General features: G+C 69.0%; 18 protein-coding genes and 3 pseudogenes. 12 read left to right on the top strand and 9 right to left on the bottom strand.

The window, feature by feature from the left end:
* Positions 1–26 precede the first annotated feature (26 nt).
* Positions 27–155 (top strand): hypothetical protein, encoded by a 129-nt coding sequence (locus ABZ865_RS39340; protein ID WP_361241431.1) that lies wholly within the window; start codon positions 27–29, stop codon positions 153–155.
* Positions 156–427: 272 nt separating this feature from the next.
* On the opposite strand, the gene ABZ865_RS39335 is transcribed toward ABZ865_RS39340, so the two are convergent.
* Positions 428–994: a TetR/AcrR family transcriptional regulator gene (locus ABZ865_RS39335; RefSeq protein ID WP_361241428.1), complete on the bottom strand. Its 567-nt coding sequence runs from the start codon at positions 992–994 to the stop codon at positions 428–430.
* Between the two features lie 151 nt (positions 995–1,145).
* Between ABZ865_RS39335 and ABZ865_RS39330 the strand changes: the two genes are divergently transcribed.
* The 4 genes and pseudogenes from ABZ865_RS39330 to ABZ865_RS39315 all read left to right on the top strand — a co-directional run bounded on the left by ABZ865_RS39330 (position 1,146) and on the right by ABZ865_RS39315 (position 4,724).
* Complete coding sequence (locus tag ABZ865_RS39330) at positions 1,146–2,615, top strand: MFS transporter (RefSeq protein WP_361241425.1); 1,470 nt, start codon at positions 1,146–1,148, stop codon at positions 2,613–2,615.
* Between the two features lie 261 nt (positions 2,616–2,876).
* Complete coding sequence (locus ABZ865_RS39325; protein ID WP_361241422.1) at positions 2,877–3,533, top strand: CatB-related O-acetyltransferase; 657 nt, start codon at positions 2,877–2,879, stop codon at positions 3,531–3,533.
* A 5-nt stretch (positions 3,534–3,538) separates the two neighbouring features.
* Positions 3,539–4,477, top strand: a pseudogene (locus ABZ865_RS39320) (virginiamycin B lyase).
* Complete coding sequence (locus tag ABZ865_RS39315; RefSeq protein WP_361241638.1) at positions 4,425–4,724, top strand: YciI family protein; 300 nt, start codon at positions 4,425–4,427, stop codon at positions 4,722–4,724. Before ABZ865_RS39320 ends, ABZ865_RS39315 begins: the two are co-directional and overlap by 53 nt.
* On the opposite strand, the gene ABZ865_RS39310 is transcribed toward ABZ865_RS39315, so the two are convergent.
* Entirely contained in the window at positions 4,624–5,259 is a 636-nt protein-coding gene (locus ABZ865_RS39310) for a DEAD/DEAH box helicase family protein (RefSeq protein WP_361241419.1), read from the bottom strand. The genes ABZ865_RS39315 and ABZ865_RS39310 overlap by 101 nt on opposite strands.
* Before the next feature lie 279 nt (positions 5,260–5,538).
* Entirely contained in the window at positions 5,539–6,075 is a 537-nt protein-coding gene (locus ABZ865_RS39305) for a TetR family transcriptional regulator (protein WP_361241417.1), read from the bottom strand.
* 111 nt (positions 6,076–6,186) lie between these two features.
* Here ABZ865_RS39305 and ABZ865_RS39300 point away from each other — a divergent pair, with 111 nt between their 5' ends.
* A complete protein-coding gene (locus ABZ865_RS39300) occupies positions 6,187–6,873 on the top strand; it encodes an SDR family oxidoreductase (RefSeq protein WP_361241414.1) in 687 nt (228 codons plus the stop codon).
* Positions 6,874–7,017: 144 nt separating this feature from the next.
* Positions 7,018–7,224: a transposase gene (locus ABZ865_RS39295; protein WP_361241411.1), complete on the top strand. Its 207-nt coding sequence runs from the start codon at positions 7,018–7,020 to the stop codon at positions 7,222–7,224.
* Between the two features lie 411 nt (positions 7,225–7,635).
* Here the strand turns inward: ABZ865_RS39295 and ABZ865_RS39290 are convergent, their stop codons facing one another.
* Both ABZ865_RS39290 and ABZ865_RS39285 read right to left on the bottom strand, forming a co-directional pair.
* Positions 7,636–8,847 (bottom strand): serine hydrolase domain-containing protein, encoded by a 1,212-nt coding sequence (locus ABZ865_RS39290; RefSeq protein ID WP_361241409.1) that lies wholly within the window; start codon positions 8,845–8,847, stop codon positions 7,636–7,638.
* Positions 8,848–9,205: 358 nt separating this feature from the next.
* A complete protein-coding gene (locus ABZ865_RS39285; RefSeq protein ID WP_361241406.1) occupies positions 9,206–9,631 on the bottom strand; it encodes a transposase family protein in 426 nt (141 codons plus the stop codon).
* 40 nt (positions 9,632–9,671) lie between these two features.
* On the opposite strand from ABZ865_RS39285, the pseudogene ABZ865_RS39280 reads away from it, so the two are divergent.
* A pseudogene (locus ABZ865_RS39280) lies at positions 9,672–9,839 on the top strand (ATP-binding protein); the annotation flags it as partial.
* A gap of 90 nt (positions 9,840–9,929) precedes the next feature.
* On the opposite strand, the gene ABZ865_RS39275 reads toward ABZ865_RS39280, so the two are convergent.
* Positions 9,930–11,027, bottom strand: a complete 1,098-nt coding sequence (locus tag ABZ865_RS39275; protein WP_361241635.1) for a MerR family transcriptional regulator — start codon at positions 11,025–11,027, stop codon at positions 9,930–9,932.
* Between the two features lie 368 nt (positions 11,028–11,395).
* Here ABZ865_RS39275 and ABZ865_RS39270 point away from each other — a divergent pair, with 368 nt between their 5' ends.
* The 4 genes and pseudogenes from ABZ865_RS39270 (at position 11,396) to ABZ865_RS39255 (ending at position 13,223) form a co-directional block, all read left to right on the top strand.
* Positions 11,396–11,728: a transposase family protein gene (locus ABZ865_RS39270; RefSeq protein WP_361241404.1), complete on the top strand. Its 333-nt coding sequence runs from the start codon at positions 11,396–11,398 to the stop codon at positions 11,726–11,728.
* A gap of 52 nt (positions 11,729–11,780) precedes the next feature.
* Complete coding sequence (locus ABZ865_RS39265) at positions 11,781–11,906, top strand: hypothetical protein (protein WP_361241401.1); 126 nt, start codon at positions 11,781–11,783, stop codon at positions 11,904–11,906.
* 96 nt (positions 11,907–12,002) lie between these two features.
* On the top strand, positions 12,003–12,482 hold the full coding sequence (locus ABZ865_RS39260; RefSeq protein ID WP_361241398.1) for a hypothetical protein: 480 nt from the start codon (positions 12,003–12,005) through the stop codon (positions 12,480–12,482).
* A gap of 10 nt (positions 12,483–12,492) precedes the next feature.
* Positions 12,493–13,223, top strand: a pseudogene (locus ABZ865_RS39255) (DUF3626 domain-containing protein).
* Between the two features lie 530 nt (positions 13,224–13,753).
* Here the strand turns inward: ABZ865_RS39255 and ABZ865_RS39250 are convergent.
* The 3 genes from ABZ865_RS39250 to ABZ865_RS39240 all read right to left on the bottom strand — a co-directional run bounded on the left by ABZ865_RS39250 (position 13,754) and on the right by ABZ865_RS39240 (position 16,231).
* Positions 13,754–14,164, bottom strand: a complete 411-nt coding sequence (locus ABZ865_RS39250) for a PPOX class F420-dependent oxidoreductase (RefSeq protein ID WP_361241395.1) — start codon at positions 14,162–14,164, stop codon at positions 13,754–13,756.
* A 584-nt stretch (positions 14,165–14,748) separates the two neighbouring features.
* Entirely contained in the window at positions 14,749–15,579 is an 831-nt protein-coding gene (locus ABZ865_RS39245) for a M55 family metallopeptidase (RefSeq protein ID WP_361241392.1), read from the bottom strand.
* Positions 15,580–15,691: 112 nt separating this feature from the next.
* Positions 15,692–16,231: a GNAT family N-acetyltransferase gene (locus tag ABZ865_RS39240; protein WP_361241632.1), complete on the bottom strand. Its 540-nt coding sequence runs from the start codon at positions 16,229–16,231 to the stop codon at positions 15,692–15,694.
* Positions 16,232–16,282 lie beyond the last annotated feature (51 nt).

Genomic DNA, 16,282 nt, shown 5'->3' with positions numbered 1-16,282 from the left:
GGTGTCTCCTGCCCCGGGAGGCGGGAGTGCAGCTGCTGTCACCCCTCTCTTCCTGCCACCTGCGCGCCGCTGGCCTCGGCGCCCTCGCGGACCTCGGCTTCCGTGGCCTGGCCAACGACGTTTGCGACCCCGTGATCGTCACCGGCTTCTTCTGACCGGCGGCGGCCCTGGGTTCGGGGCTCTGCCGCTGCGCCGCAGCCGGGGCCTGCTCGAGGGTGAAGTGGAGCGGCGGCTCGTCCATGCTCGCAGCGGCCAGCTGGGCCGGGGCGGTCCCGGCCAAGGCGACGGCCCGCCGCCCGACGGATTCAGCCGGGCCGCGTGAGCCAGCCGAGGGCCGGATCCCTGAGCCGGCCGGGCGCGTGTCGGCGAGCACCTCGCGGAGCCCTGGCACCGCGTCCGAGGGCTGATCCCGGGAACCGGGTTGAGGTCACAGCAATCGGTCGACCAGCCCGTCGATGTAGTCCGGGGTGAGCGGGACCATGCCGAACAAGACGCGTATATACATCGGGGCCAGGATGTGGTCCAGCACGTCGAACGCGTCGGGTGCGTGCTCGCCACGGTCGCGGGCGCGATCGAGCATGGACTGCAGTTGCCGGGTGCGTTCGGCGCGGAGGTCGGCACCAGCCTGCAGGCCCTGCTGACCGCTGCTCGACAGGGCGACGGCCAGGTGCAGCACCGCCGGACCGTCGGGTCCGGTGATCTCGCGGGCCACTTGGGCCGCGTAAGTGCGCAGGTCGCCGGCGAGGCTCCCGGTGTCGGGCATCGGCGACTGCGCATTGAGGCGGGTGAGCGCCACGTCGGTGAGCAGGGCTTCCAGGCTGCCCCACCGGCGGTAGATGCTGCTGTCGGCTACGCCTGCGCGGGCTGCGACCTCGCCGACGGTGAAGTTGCCGTAGCCGCGCTCACTGATCAGGTCGGTGACGGCCTGGTGCACCTGCGCGCCGACGCGGGCGCTGCGCCCGCCGGGCCGCCGGGCTCGCTGTCGCTCGTTCATGACCTCACCTTAACGCAGTGGCGGCTTGCGTTTGCGAGGCGATCCTCCCTATAGTCACCTAACGCAGTCGCTGACTGCTTTAGAGCGCTCAGGTGTATCGCCACCCGCATCGACCGCAAACCGGGCGCAACCAACGATTGAGGGGGATCCCGTGGCTGCATCGCATGCGACCGCAGGCAGTCGATCAAACCGGACCGTGCTGCTCACGGTGACCTGCCTGGGCCAATTCATGGTCCTGCTCGACAACACGATCGTCGGAGCGGCACTGCCCGATATGCAGCACCGGCTGCATGCTCAGCTGACCGGACTGCAATGGATCGTCGACGCGTACGTACTGCTGGTCGCCATGCTCCTGCTGTCCGGCGGTGTCTTCGCCGACCGGTTCGGCCGCAAGCGGGTGTACCTGACCGGCGTGGCGGTCTTCACCGCCGCGTCGCTGCTGTGCAGCCTCGCGCCCTCGCTCGGCTGGCTGGTCGCCGGCCGGGTGCTGCAGGGCATCGGGGCCGCGGCGCTGAGCCCAGCCTCGCTCGCCCTGCTCGCCGCCGCCCATCCCGTGCCGCAAGAACGAATCAAGGCGATCGGGCTGTGGGCCGGACTCAGCGGAATCGGTCTGGCCGCGGGCCCCGTGGCCGGCGGCGTGCTGGCACAAATCTTCGGCTGGCCCGCCATCTTCCTGGTCAATCTGCCCATCGGCGTGGTCCTGCTGCTGGTCGGCCTGCGCCACCTCGGCGAGTCCCGCAACCCGAGCGCCCCCGCGATCGACATCCCGGGCACGGTGCTGTCCGTTCTGGCGGTGGGGGCACTGACCTACGGGCTGATCGAGGGGGGTGCCCGCGGCTGGACCTCACCGGTCATCCTGGGCAGCTTCACCGCCTCGGTGATCCTCCTCGCCGCCTTCGTCGCCGTCGAAGCGCGTCGTTCCGCTCCGATGCTGCCGCTGTGGCTGTTTAGGCAGCGCCTGTTCACCGTGTCCAACACCGCCATGGTCGTGGTGGGGTTCGCGCTCATGGGCTCGTCGTTCTTCTTCTCCCAGTTCTTCGTGTACGTCCAGGGCAGCTCGATCCTGCGCGCCGGCCTGCAGACCCTGCCGGTATCCCTCGCCATGGTGATCGTCAGCCCGTACGCGGGCCGGCTCGCCGCCCGGTACGGCTTCCGCATCGTGGTCACCACCGGCCTGGCCCTGGCCGGCCTGGGGCTGCTGGCGCTCGGCATGGTGCACGCCGACACCGGCTACGGGAACGTGTGGTGGCGGCTGGGACTCGCCGGCACCGGCTTCGCACTGGCCATGTCCCCACTGACAGGCGCCGCCATCCAAGCAGTCAGCCCGCAGGAAGGCGGCCTCGCCTCAGGCATCAGCAGCACCACCCGGCAGATCGGCGCGGTGCTCGGCGTGGCGGTACTCGGAGCCATCGTCCGCACCCGGCAATCCGGCGGCGCCTCCTTCGAGACCGGCCTCGACAGCGCCTTCCTCGCTGCCGGCGCCGTCACTTTGGCCACCGCCGTGTTCACCGGCCTGTGGCTGGCGAGGTCCAAGCCCACGGAAGGCTCCGCGGCGCCGCATCGTTCCACCCATCCAGATGCGGTCACCACCTCGAACGAGGCATCCGTGAACAGCCGTTGACAACAACAACCGCCTTGGCCGGGAGAAGCGGCTGCGCGCCGAGGGCGTCGACATCACCATGCCGCTGCCGAGGCCCCCTGGGCGAACGCTACTTCCAGGTCACCGACCCCAGCGGCGTGATCGTCCAGGTCATCGAGTGGGTCACCCCGCCCAGCCCCGAACACCTGAAGCCCCACCGGGCCAGGGCGATCCGACCCTGGGCCGGCGACGCCCCGCCAGGACCGTGTGCGACATCCCGCAACCACGCAAAGGACCCCGACCTTGTCCCCTGACCCGACCACCGTGCACCCGCTGCCCGCTCACGACCGCGTGGTGTTCCTCAACCCGCTGGTCACCTCACCGAACATCACCGTGGGCGAGTACACCTACTACGACGACCCGGATGGCGCCACGGACTTCGAGCACCGCAACGTCCTCTACGCCTACGGGCCGGAGCGCCTCACCATCGGCAAGTACTGCGCGATCGCCACCGGAACCACCTTCCTGATGGCCGGCGCCGAGCACCCGACGATGGGCGTCTCGACGTACCCGTTCACCATGTTCGGCGGCCGGTGGGCCGAGCAGACGCTGGACATCGTCACCGCCATGCCCAGCCGCGGCGACACAGTCGTCGGCAACGACGTCTGGTTCGGGTACCGGGCGACCGTCATGCCCGGCGTACGGATCGGCGACGGCGCCATCATCGCGGCCGGCGCCGTAGTCACCGCCGACGTCCCGCCCTACACGATCGTCGGCGGCAACCCGGCCAAACCGATCCGGCAGCGCTTCGACGACGTCGACGTCGAGCGGCTGCGGCGCGCAGCCTGGTGGGACTGGCCCGCCGACCTGGTCACCGAACACGCCCGTACCATCATGGCCGGAACCCCGGCCGACATCGCGCGCATCGCCACCGAGCACGGACGGGGGAAGTCCCTTTGAACCACGTGCCCCAGGTATCCATCGAAGAGCACACAGTGGCCGACCACGCGGCCGGACCCTACGCCCTTACCACGGGACCGGACGGCGCCCTGTGGTTCACCCTCGTCCACAGCGGCCGGATCGGCCGTCTCGTCCCCGGAGAGGAGCCGACCAGCCACCGGCTCGACCCCGACAGCGGGCCCACGATCATCACCCCCGGCCCGGACGGCGCGCTGTGGTTCACCGAGTACCGAGCGGACCGGATCGGGCGAATCACCACCGACGGCGTGATCGACGGGTTCGGCGTGCCCGGCTCCGGCTGCGGACCGTTCGGCATCGCGGCGGGGCCCGACGGCGCGCTGTGGTTCACCGAGACCGCCGCCGACCGCATCGGCCGCATCACCGTCGACGGTCACCTCACCCAGTTTCCGCTGCCCGCCACCGGCGCGTTTCCCTCGGCGATCACCGCCGGCGGCGACGGAAGGATGTGGTTCACCCTCAACCAGGCCAACGCCATCGGGCGGATCGGCATGGACGGTGCGGTCACCCTCCACCCCCTGCCGACCAAGGCGGCGGCGCCGGTCGGGATCGCCGCAGGCCACGACGGAGCCCTCTGGTTCGTCGAGATCGCCGCCGGTCAGATCGGCCGGATCACTCCCGACGGGCGGATCACCGAGTTCCCGTTGCCCGACCGCGCCGCCCGACCACACGCCGTCACCGTCGACGGACAGGGCACCGCATGGTTCACCGAATAGGGAAGCAACCGCGTCGGCACGATCACCCCCGACGGCTGCGTCACCGTCCACGACCTGCCCACCCCCGGCTCCGAACCGCACGGCATCACCGTCGGCCCCGACGGCGCCCTGTGGACCGCGCTGGAGATCGGTTCACTCGCCCGCATCGCCCCGCCCTATCCGGGCCGACCGGGCCTCGTACCGCAAGGAGTACGAGAGCTGGATCGGTAGCCTCGCCGCGGCCGGGAAACTGGTGGGCGGCGAAGCCTTGGAGACCGAGCACACCGCTCCCGCGACAGTGCGCACTGCGGCAGACGGGACGTCGACGGTGACCGACGGGCCCGCGCACGCCGGCGATGAGACCCTCGGCGGCTGGTTCATCGTCGAGGTAGCCGACCGCACGGAAGCACTCGAACTGGCCAAGAGCCTCCCCGCCCCGGAGACCGTCGAGGTCCGCCCGATTCTCGAATCCGCCTGACCGACGCCGGCAGCCGGCCCGACGGCACAGAGCCCGGCCGCAGGGTCGCCTTTGTAGTGCCGCCCGGCTTCGTCTGATCATGCCGTCCGGGGCGGGCAGGCCCGGCCGTCGTGCAGGGCAGGGATTCGAGCGTGACGAACACGGTCGCTTGCTCACGCCGCTTGGTGCGCTGGGCTAACCAGTACGCCAGGTACTCCCCCGACCTCGTACTCACCGCTCCCGCGCCGGCGAGCAGTGGGTGCTTGCCGGCGTCGAAGGAGGAGACCGCCATCAGCCGCTCGCGGCGGCCATCGGCGCGGGCCGCGGCCGCCCACTGTCCGAGCGGGCCCAGGGACGGCACCGCCACCAGGAGGTGACGGGCGTCGAGTGCGTCTGCTGTACATAGCGCGATCAGGGTCTTCCCGGTCCCGCATGCGGACACGATGTGACCACGCGAACCCGGGTTTCTCAGGTGCCGGACCGCCGCGTCGACGGCCGCGTTCTGATCCGGGCGCAGCACACGACGAGCTGCGGGGTGGGGCGTTGCGAGGGGCATCGCGGCTTGGAACCTCGGGACGCGGGACGGACGGGTGCCGGATCTGGCGGAGCTTCGCGCAGTCGGCACATCTCGTGTGGGCGCTCTGTGGCATCCGGTCCACGTTCCGAGAGGCGGGATGTGCGCGGTGTGTGGGGCGCGTTTCCGCCTGATGAGGGTCTCTGCCGAGTCGGGTCTGCCCGGCCTGTGAGGGTACGGGGTGCCACAGCTGGTCAGCCGAGCGGATCGGTTCAAGTGATGGGCCCGGCAACTCGCCTGGGGTGTCGATTGGTTTCCTGGTCAGTTGCCTTGGTCCAGCGTTTTACGGGCGGCGGCGAGGATCTTCTCCGAGACAGGTTCGCCCTTGGTCGCCCGCGCGAGGATCAGTGCTCCGACCATGGTGCACAGTCGGCTGAGGCCGTCGTCCGGGTCCGTGGCCAGGCGCTGCGCCAGCTCGCTGACGCCCTCGCTGTACCTGCGTTGTGCCGCGGGGCCCCCCTGGCCCCGTGCGATGTCGGCTGCGAGGGCTGCCACCGGGCAGCCGTCGGCTACGTCGTCGCGGTGCTCGGTGGACAGATAGGCGTCGATCGTGGCTTCGGGAGAGGCATCTGTAGTCGCGGAGCCTGCGTGCGAGGCGGTGAAGGCGTGGGTGGTGGCTTCGTCGAAGAGCGCTTCCTTGGAGGCGAACTGCTTGTAGAAGCCGCCGTGCGTCAGTCCGGCCGCCTTCATCAGATCGGCAACGCTGATCTGGGCTCCCTGCTCCTTGAAGAGGCGCGACGCGGTCTCGACGACGCGGCGCCGGTTCTCTTCCGCTTGCGCCTGCGATACGCGGCCCATCGCCCACCTCCCAGTTAGATGCCACTCGTCATCTATAGTAGGCTCGATTTTAGATTACATACGTAATCTATTAGTGCGGGCCGTGCGGCCCATACCTACCGAAAGTGGATCATGGAACTCAAGAGTGCGACCGCTGTAGTGACCGGCGCCAACCGCGGGCTGGGGCGCCGCCTGGCCGAGCAGCTCGTGCAGCGCGGGGCGAAGGTGTACGCCGCGGCCCGGCGGCCCGAGAGCGTGGACCTGGAGGGCGTCACGCCACTGCGTCTCGATGTCACGGACGAGGCCACGATCCGGGAGGCCGCCCGCGTCGCGTCCGACGCGACGCTGCTGATCAACAATGCCGGGATCTCCCTCGGCACTCGGCTGATCACCGGCGACCTGACGGCGGTGCACGCGGAGATGGACACCAACTTCTACGGGCCGCTCGCCGTCACCCGTGCATTCGCCCCGGTCATCGAGGCCAACGGCGGCGGAGCCGTCCTCAACGTCGCCTCCGTGCTCTCGTGGTGGCACCCGGCCGAGCTCGGCTCCTACGCCGCGTCCAAGGCCGCCGCATGGGCCATGAGCGATGCCCTCCGCGAGGAACTCGCACCCCGCGGCATCACCGTCTCCGCACTGCACGTCGGCCTCATGGACACCGACATGACCGCCGGCATGCCCACGGCGGACAAGTCCGACCCGGCCGATGTCGCGGCCCAGACCCTGGACGGCATCGAGGCGGGCCTGCCCGAGATCCTCGCCGACGACATCACCCGACAGATCAAGCAGGGCCTTTCCCAGACGCCCACCCTCAGCTGAGGCCATGGCCCGGATCACGGGCCGGTTCAGGCGGATGGAGCCGCGGGCGACCGCCCGCGCCTTCGTGCTCGCCCTGCTGTCCCGCGTCGAGCGGAAGAATGCCGGCGTTCGGCCGAGCAGGCCGGTCACGCCCGGCCCGAGCCGATGCAGCGGCTGCTGCGGAGCACTCGATGGGACGCCGAAGCGGTCCGCGATGACATCCGGGCCTACGTCCACGAAACACCTCGGTGCCGACGACGCGTCCTGATCGTGGACGAGACAGGCTTCCTGAAGAAGGGCGCCGTCCCGGTGGGCATGCAGCGGCAGTGCACCGCAGGCCGGGTCGAGAACACTGAGCGTGCGCCATCTTGAAGTGGCTGGTCAGGGGCCTGGCGTGATGTTGTTCCGGGGTGCTCGTGCTGGTCGTGGGCGGCAGTCTGCCGCGTAGCTTGTCTGGCAGGGTGGTTCTGCGGATTCCCGTTCGTCGTCGCCGGTGCCGCTCCTACGCTCCGGCGTATGACGGATCCCGAGGCGCGGGAGCGGATCGCCGCGCGACGCACGGAGCTGGACGGACGCGAAGAGCAACTGGCCAAGCAGCTGTCCGAGGTGCGGGCTGAACGGGACGAGCTCGCCGTGCGACAGTCCGCGGGCCCGGTGACGACCGGCCGCCCGTCGCCACGGCGGGCCGCACCGATCGCAGGAGCCCGGCTCTCTTCATGCCAGGGACGACGCCGCGTGCCTGGCCAGGAGGACGATGGGGACGGCGAAGGCGACGCCGAACCGCTACTGGGAGTGTGCGGGTTGCCCCTCGCACAGCCCCGTCTGGACGGCGGCTTCCATGTCGTCGTCCTGAGCGTCCGTTCCACCCGGGTCGACGTTCGTCATGACCGTCGCCTGCCTGCCGTCGGCGGTGGCGCCGCCCGCGGTCTGGTAGCCGAAGATGTCGCCGCCGTGGCCCCAGTAGAGGCCGCCGCAGGGCAGCGGCCGGCTCTCCAGGCCCAGGCCGTACTTCCGGCCGTCGTCACTGCCGGTCGACCGTGTCTTCATCATCGCCTTGAGCTGGGCCGGGCGCAGCAACTTGCCGCGAACGAGGGCGTCCAGGAAGCGGTTGAGGTCGGTGCCGCTGGAGATCATCTCGCCGGACGCGCCCGCGATGGAGGGGTTGAATGCGGTGATGTCCATGAGCGGCGCGTCCTCGCCTGGGCGTACGTACCCGCGCGGGTGCGGTCCGGGGATCGACGTGGCATCGCCCGGCACGGACGTATGGTGCAGGCCGAGCGGCTCGATGATGCGCCGGCCGATCTCCTCGCCGTACGAGTGTCCGGTCACCTTCTCGATGAGCATGCCCGCCAGCAGGTAGTTGGTGTTGGAGTAGTGCCACTCGGAGCCGGGCTTCGCACCGGGCTTCTCAAAGGTCGGCGGGTGGGCGAGCGCGAGGTTCACCAGGTCGCGGGTGTCGTGGTGGGCCAGCGGTTCCTTGAGGATGTCCTGCGGTTTGAGGTGGTCGAGGTAGTCGGGCAGGCCGCTGGTGTGCTGGAGGAGCATACGGACCGTGATCACCCGGCCGTCGTTTCCGTGGCCGCGGACGACGCCGGGCAGGTAGCGCTCCACCGGGGCGTCGAGATCGACGCGGTGTTCTCCCACCAGCTGGAGCACGACCGTGGCCACGAAGGGCTTGGTCATGCTGCCGATCCGGAACCTGCTGTCGCCACGCACCGGCGCCTGGCTGTCCACGTCCGCGACGCCGCTGGTCAGCACCGCGCCGCCGCGTCTGTCCCGCGTCGCGACGAGTGCTCCGGGCGCACCGTCTGCGGTGGTCAACCGGTGCATGAGCACGCGGAGCTGAGCGTCGTCGGCAGTGTGGGTGGACTGTTCGGTGGTGGTATTGGCCGTGGTCGCCGCGGTGGCGGCGTTACCCGGCAGGCCGCCTCCCATCACACCGACTGCCACGGCCAGCGTGAGTGCCCCACCCAGTGCACGCTTGTGCTTGATCACGTGTCCATCCTCCGTCGTCGTAGCAAGATCGCTGCTGCGGAGGGCTCTTGACACCCCGCCCTCTCGTCGTCAGTTCACGATGCCCGAGCGGTGCCGGCCGATGCGATGGGGTGATCATCCGGAACGGCAGTGGGGATAACCCCCGTAAGGATCGATGACTGAGCCTGCGTCATCTTGAAGTGTCTGGTCAGGGGGCCTGGCGTGACGCTGCGCGGGGGTGCTGGTCGTGGGCGGCGATCCTCCGCGTAGATCATCCGTCAGCGGCGCACTTCGAGGTTCGTCAGAACGAGCAGGGTGCGCAGGAGGTGGGTGGCGCAGGCGGGATCGGTGCGGAGCTTGGTGAGGATCCGCCAGTGCTTCAGGTGGACGAAGCCGTGTTCGACGGGGCGCGTGCGGCGGCGAGCACCTGGTTGGCCCCCTTTTGGCCGGTGGTGAGCTTGCGGGCGCGAGTAGCCTTGAAGCCGGTGACGACCACGGGGTCGTCCCCGCCGTCGTCCAGGCCGATGAAGCCCAGGTCGGCCAGTGCGCCGAGGCCGGCCTCACGCAGGTGGGCGAGGATGTGGTCGCGGCGGGCGGCGGTGATGTCGTGGGTGCGGCCGGGCCGGGCGGCGGAGATCCAGAGCATCCGGCCCCGCTCGTCGGTGAGGGCGAGGACGTGCAGGCCGTGGCGGTGGTGTTTGCCGGAGTAGTTCGGTCGGCTCGCGGCGCCGGTGCGGCGCTGGGTGGGGATGAGAGTGCCGTCGATCAGGACTACCTCCCCGCCCCGCAAAGCCCGGCGACCCAAGAACCTACCTCCAAGTTCCTCCCGACTGCGTCGGGGATACAACGAAGCGCCTCACGGCGCACGATGGACGAAGACGTTCACCGATCCCCGGCTCTGCGCGGCCATCGTCGACCGGCTGCCCTTCCATGGCGCCATCATCCAGACCGGCACCGAGTCCCACCGCCTCGCCCACACCAAGGCCCAAGTCGAACAAGCCCAGGCCAGCTGACCGGGCGCCACATGGGAGGGGGCCGCCTGACAACCAGCCGAACCAGCGGGCCGTCCAGGAGCCGCCATGACGCTGAACCTACGACGCGGGTCAAGCTATGAGCAGGCGGAGGCCGAGATCTGCCGCGTCGAGGTCGGCGAGGCCGCTGTTGCGCTCGGCCCACCGGCCGGAGTCGAGGTCGTCGCTGAGGCTTCGCACCGCCCGCTGCTCGGCCTCCGGCCCGACCCTCGTCCACACCGACATCGCACGACGCACGTGATCCTCCAGATACGCCCCCGGTCGGCGCCAGTACGCCTCGAACAGGCCGTCAGCGCAGTCCCACGGGATGGGCACCGGCTCAGTGCGGGCGCCGATCGCGTCGGCCATCCCGGCAAGCGAGGGAAACTCTGCGAGGACGGCGGCGAACTCGGGCAGGTAGTCGCGGGTAAGCCAGAACCGGTCCTGCCATCCGGGCTCGTCCGTGTCGAACGTGAGCACCACCATGCGGCGGGCCACGCGCCGCATCTCACGCAGCCCCGCAATCGGATCCCCCCAGTGGTGAACGGTGGAGACGGCCATCGCGACGTCGAAGGACTGGTCCTCGAACGGCAGGCTCTCCGCGGCGGCGGCCACGCACGGCGCCGCGCCGGCAGGCCGCTGCCCCCGCATGACCGCAGACGGCTCCACCGCGGTCACGTCGCGATCAGCAGGCTCGTAGGAGCCGGTGCCAGCCCCGACGTTCAGCACCGTCTGCGCGTCCCCGAGCGCGTCCCAGATCTGCGCGGCGATCCGCGGCTCGGTACGCCGTGTCGCGGTGTAAGCGCCGCCGATCGCGTCGTACAGCCGTGCACCGAGCATCTCCAGTTGCTCCTCCGGTGTCACCATCAGTCCCTTCGCCCGTGCCTCAAGTTCCCTGTCGATGGCCGCCACCATGGCGTCAGCGCGATCACGCCGCTCCAGCAGCAGGCCGCGCAGTCGGCGCAGGTGCGCGACCGCGTCGGTGGACGGGTCGCCGACCAGTTCCGAAACCTCCCGCAGCCCGAATCCCAACCGCCGATAGGCCAGCACCTCCCGCAGGCGCTCCACGTCGCCTGCCGAATATGCCCGGTACCCGGCCGCGGTCCGCGCCGACGGCCGAACGAGCCCGATCTCGTCATAGTGATGCAGCGTGCGAACGCTCACGCCGGCCAGCTCGGCCACGTGTCCCACGGTCCAGTGATCCTCCACGGCACCGACTATGCAGCCTGACGCCACGTGAGGGTCAACCTCACTGACGGCAGCAAGAGCCGAACGGGAAGCAGTGGTTCGAGGCGACTCCTGCGAGCCAGAGCGATGGTCTGGGTCAGAGAAGCTTGGAACTGGACGGAGTGGCCCGGCAGCACACCTAGTGACATCAAAAGTCGGTTCTGGCACAGATCTTGGGGAGTCGTCGCGGAGCGTTACCTCGATGTTCGATGGTGAGGAGATGGCTCGTGTGAGACGGCGTGCGCCTTGTCGTCCGACAGCCGGAAATGACGCTCCCTCAGATATCGGCCTGTCTCTGCGGGTGTCGCCTGTGGACGGTGATGGTGCTGGCCATGCACACCGATGCACCGTTCCGGGACTCGCTGGTGTTCGACGGGATCGACGATGTGGGTGCCGAGGCGGTTACGGCCGCGTTCGGCACGGTCGAGGTAGCGGCGAGAGGCCGCGGGGCCGAGGCTGCATGCCCGGACTGCGGCTGCTTCTCGGACCGGGTCCACGACCGGTACCAGCGCAGGCTGAAGGACCTTCCGCTCGCTGCACAGGGCTTTGTGATCCGGCTGATGGTCCGGCGTTTCATCTGGGGTCGGCGGAATGCCCGCGTCGGACGTTCGCCGAGCCGTTCGCCCGGCTGGCTGCCCAGATGGGCTTCGGCGCGGGAAGAATGACCTTGTTACGCAGGATCATGTCATTGCCGATCCGCAGTTCAGTACACTTCGGGTGCTGGTCGTCGACGACTTCACGATCCGTCGCGGCCAGACTTACTCCACGGTCTTGACCAGCGTCGAAGACCATCGCGTGGTCCATGTGCTCCCGACCCGCGAGGCCGGGCCGCTGGCCGCCTGATCAACCACCCGGCTCTCGGTGATAGGACTTCCCTCTACGGGAAGACGATGAGAAGGCGACAGCTTGGACGCAGTAGTAGCGATCAGCCTGATCCGCATGGCCGCTGCAGACTTGGCCATGGAACCCTGGCAGCGCCCCTCGGACGCTTACCTGGTCCAGTTGGGCCTGGACGCCCTGATGGCCGACATCGAGGCTCCCTCGCTTCCCCTGCTGGCCGGCCTCGCGCGTGGCGAGTATCCCCAGGCCCGCGAGCTGTTCGACCTTGTGCTGGAAGAGTTGGGTCTGCTGCCGCTGACCTCGGAAGATCTTGCCGAGGCGCGATGGACCGCGGCCCGGTGGTGGGCAGGCCAGATCGTGGCGTGCCAACTCGATCCGGTGCACGGAGCGAAGCTGATCCATGAGGAAGCTGCAGCCGAACTCGACTACCCCGACGCGCTGCAACCCATCGCTGATCTGGCGAGAGCGCTTTACCTGTCGAACGATCAACCTCCGGACCAGCAGCACATTCGCGACCGGGTCACCTCCGCGGCGCGAGACTATCTCGCCACAGAAGCGCACCAGAACCACGGCCTTTGAGCTACGTGGCATGACTCACCGTGACCGGTTCACGGAAAGCGAGCCACTCGCTGGGGACCTCCGGGTGACGATGCATTTTCATCCCGATCGTCCCGCAGGGGATCGTCTGACCCTGGCTCAGATGGTGGAAGACGGTGTTTACCGGTCGCAGTTCGTGACAGGAACGAGCAACGGTGGTCTAACCGCTCATCCTGGTGGAGACCGGTGGCGTTGGGAGAGTCGCATCTTTGGCGGTGCGTACGACGAGGCCCCTGATGAGCAGCGCCCTGTATACGGTGCGCTGAACTACCGCCGTGATCCGGTCGGTGGTGCACCGCGGTTCGGCTCTTCGTACTTCAGACTCAACGCGGAGACCCTGAGACGCACCACGTTCTGCTACCCCGACAGTTCCACCGAGCCTTCCGACTTCGGCATGGCAGACCGCTGCTCGCTCATCGAGTCGGCTGAGAGGCGCTGGTGCTGGACCCGAGCTATCGCGGCACAGAGGTTGAATCCGCAGCTCATCGCCTCCCGTGCCCAATCGAAGGGCATCCAGGTTTTCGGCTCAGCGTGGCTGAACTACGACGTCACGCAAGCTACCGGGGGCGGGAATACGTTGATCTGGGTGCTGAGATCGCCGTTGACGGCCTGCTCGACCCCAAGGTCATCGGGGATGCCGCCTGCACTGGCCGCTACAGCCTTCAGGACCTCAAGAAGGTCTGGCACTGCCTGGCGCGCTTCGGAGTACGCACCGCCTGCTGAGTAGCAACGCCCCCTCGTGGCTGGACGAACAGGCTGATTACCGAGCGATCACCTGATAGAGCGTCACTCGGCAGCTCTGAGAGCCGCGAGGTAGCCGGCCCAGCTGTCCTGGGCCAGTGCCGCCCACTGAGTGGCGGTGTTCCTGTGGATCCCGAGCAGGTGCACCGTGACCGACTACGTCGCCCTACGCCGACCGTAACGTATCGCACCCTCGATGGTCACCGCCCCGTGCCACGTCCGGGACGAACAGGTGCCGCACTGCGAGAAGGAGCGGGCCGCACACCGCACCACCCCACAACCGGACCACCGCCTGCACGAAGGCCGTCAACGAAGCCGCCTCCAACGCCCCACGGATCGTGGAGCCTCCCACGGATCTGCCGGCCGCGCCCGACGCACTCTCAGACGGGCCTGCACGAAGCTGCCGGTGTCCTCGCGCTTCTCCCCGGGGGCACCGACAGCGCCGGGATGTCCTCATGTCCCCGATGAAAACTCAGGCCTCAGCCTCACAGGGGCGGTCCGGTGACGATCGGTCAGGCGGACGCGGTACCGGCCACCTTGGTCGGGCTGATGCGGACGACAACACGGACAACCTCTGCCGGGAGATCGAGGTACTCCTGGCCGGCGCCGGGGCCTTCGTACTGTTCGGCGAGGGCAACCGCCACAGACCGGCCGGTGTCCTCGGTGACGGTGGCAAGGCCCCGTATCTCGGCGTAGCGCAACGGGTCATCCGGATCGTAGACGGTCAGGCAGGCACGGGGGTCACGGCGCAGATTGCGTTCCTTGCGGCGGCCGGAAGCCGTGGAGACGAGCAGGTCATCTCCGTCGCGGCCGACCCAGACCACCGACGTCTGCGGGCTTCCGTCCGGGTTGACAGTGGCGAGGACGGCGGGAACCGGCGCATCGAGCAGCGCCCGGACGGAATCGTTCAGCATGACTGTCATTCGGGCGAAGCTACCTGCCGCCCGGCCCGTCTCGCACCTGGATTCAGTCGACTGAGAGGTCCTGCGCTGGCGGCGGGCCACGCCTCACGGTTCCGTCACCCGTCGATGCCGAACGGGACTTCAGAAGGGACGCCTGCCAGTGATCCGGGTGCCGTCGGTTCCCGTGAACATCGAACACGGCACGGTCCGGATGCCCCCCGAACTCCTGAACAGGACCTCCTGCTGCGTCCCATTCGCGAGCTGCTTGACCAGACCCCCACCGAGAGGACCGCCGACTTCAGCCGCCGCGGATACCACGCGGATTCGCACTCTGGGCACGACGAGGTCTGGCTGGCCGTCAATGCCTCGGTCCTCACCCGTGCTCGCCGCATCCGACGCCAGTGCCGAGACCGGCACGCCGACGAGCGGAACATCGCCGTCGCCTTCGCCGCCGGCATCAGCGGACTTCCGCACCCGCGACATAGCCGCGGCCCCGCGTCGCCATCCGTGACGACGAACAGCCGCAGCCGGGGCACCCCGTTCCTGGCCATGCGGCCACCGCAGGGCGAAGGCTCGATCTCCGGCCAGCCGTCGCCCGCCGGCGGTCAGCAGTAAGGGGGCTGGTTGGTCAGGGACGCTGCCACTCGCATCCACACGCCGAACAGCCGGTAGAGGCCGGGCAGAGGGCCCTGCGCCTGTACGGTCCGGCTGTCTGCCGAGGTGACGCCCGGAATTCCCAGGAGCGTCGAGGCCACTGAAGCCGACTGCCACCGGACCGTGAGGGTGGAGGGGCCCGCTGCGACGGCTGGAGCCTTCGGTGGTACGGAAAGACTGGCGGCGACCGCCTTCTCGATGGCCGCACGTGCTTCCTGCGACGGCCGCAGATCTGCCGAGAACCGGTCTCGCGCATACTTCACTGGCACGGTCGTCACCGAGGCGTCCCATTCCGTCATCTCTGTGCAGGCACAGTCGTCACCAGTGAGGACCGTCACCGGCACACCGATGGCGGCCGCGGTGGCGTGGGCCAGGCCGATCTCACCCACAGGCCGGCCGTCCAGCCACATGTCTTCGATCTCGTGCCCCATGAAGCTGTGGCTCAGTACGCCGGGCGCACCGGCCCGTGAGTGATAGCCAACGAAAACCGCAGCGTCGTGCTCGGGAGCGAGTCCTTCGAGCATGAGCATCTGCTTGGGTTTGCCGCGAATGAGGCGCGCTGCTGGGTGCAGTGCCTCGGGCAGGAGGTTGCGCATCGGGCCGTGCGCGTCGTTGACGGTGATGTCGGTGGCACCGGCCGCGACAGCACCGCGGATCGCGGCGTTGACGTCCTCTGCCATCATCAGCCGTCCACGCTCGTAGTCCCGGCCGCCAGGCTGGACATCGTCGGCATCCACCAGCCCGGTGATGCCCTCCATGTCCACACTGATGTAGATCCGCACTGCGCAGTCTCCTCGAGCTTGATCGTTTCAGGAGACGTTCGCCGTTCTTGCTCTGGTTCCTTCACCAGCTCACGATCATCCGGTTTCCGCCTGGACCAGCACGCTCGTCAGCTCAGCTGGACGGCATGACCGGGGACCGTAGGCCGAGCCACTGCTCGGCGTCCCAGGCATGGAACCGCTCTACCTCGGTGAACCCCAGCTTTGCCGCGAGGCGCATCGAACCGACGTTGGCCGTCTGGGTGTGGAGCACGACCGGCTCGCCGGGAAGGACGCCGTCGAACCAGTCGAGTGCCGCCGCGCACGCCTCGGCGGCGTATCCGGATCCCCACGCTCGCGGCAGGAACAGGTAGCCGAGATCGACCTTCCCCGCAGCGGCCGGGCGACTGTGCTCCGGTGCTCTCCTGAGCAGGATCTGGCCGATCATCGCTCCATCGAGTTCAACGACGAAACTCCCGGGCCACCGCTCGGGCACCTCAGGCATCTCGCGCTCAAGTTCGCCACGAGGGCGGGGGCCGCCGAGGTAGGTGTGCACCTCTGGCGACGCCAGCAGCTCGATGAACGCCGCACGGTCCCGGGCCTCGGACTCGCGGAGCACGAGCCTTTCGGTCCTGATCAAGGCAGGTGGCCAGGCGACGGGTCCAAGATCAGTCATGGCGGGCAACATATCGCACGCCCGCGAGGATGATCCGAAACAGACGACCTG

It is taken from the genome of Streptomyces sp. NPDC047085 (assembly GCF_040643735.1).
Classification (GTDB): domain Bacteria; phylum Actinomycetota; class Actinomycetes; order Streptomycetales; family Streptomycetaceae; genus Streptomyces.
Note: the sequence above shows the minus strand (reverse complement) of the source record. Positions and strands in the feature narration are given on the sequence as shown.

Coding starts and splice junctions, on each gene's coding strand:
- ABZ865_RS39295 (WP_361241411.1), top strand. CDS start 7,018: ATGCAGCGGCTGCTGCGGAGCACTCGATGGGACGCCGAAGCGGTCCGC.
- ABZ865_RS39270 (WP_361241404.1), top strand. CDS start 11,396: ATGCACACCGATGCACCGTTCCGGGACTCGCTGGTGTTCGACGGGATC.
- ABZ865_RS39305 (WP_361241417.1), bottom strand. CDS start 6,075: ATGGGCCGCGTATCGCAGGCGCAAGCGGAAGAGAACCGGCGCCGCGTC.
- ABZ865_RS39260 (WP_361241398.1), top strand. CDS start 12,003: ATGGCCGCTGCAGACTTGGCCATGGAACCCTGGCAGCGCCCCTCGGAC.
- ABZ865_RS39310 (WP_361241419.1), bottom strand. CDS start 5,259: ATGCCCCTCGCAACGCCCCACCCCGCAGCTCGTCGTGTGCTGCGCCCG.
- ABZ865_RS39250 (WP_361241395.1), bottom strand. CDS start 14,164: ATGACAGTCATGCTGAACGATTCCGTCCGGGCGCTGCTCGATGCGCCG.
- ABZ865_RS39300 (WP_361241414.1), top strand. CDS start 6,187: ATGGAACTCAAGAGTGCGACCGCTGTAGTGACCGGCGCCAACCGCGGG.
- ABZ865_RS39240 (WP_361241632.1), bottom strand. CDS start 16,231: ATGACTGATCTTGGACCCGTCGCCTGGCCACCTGCCTTGATCAGGACC.
- ABZ865_RS39335 (WP_361241428.1), bottom strand. CDS start 994: ATGAACGAGCGACAGCGAGCCCGGCGGCCCGGCGGGCGCAGCGCCCGC.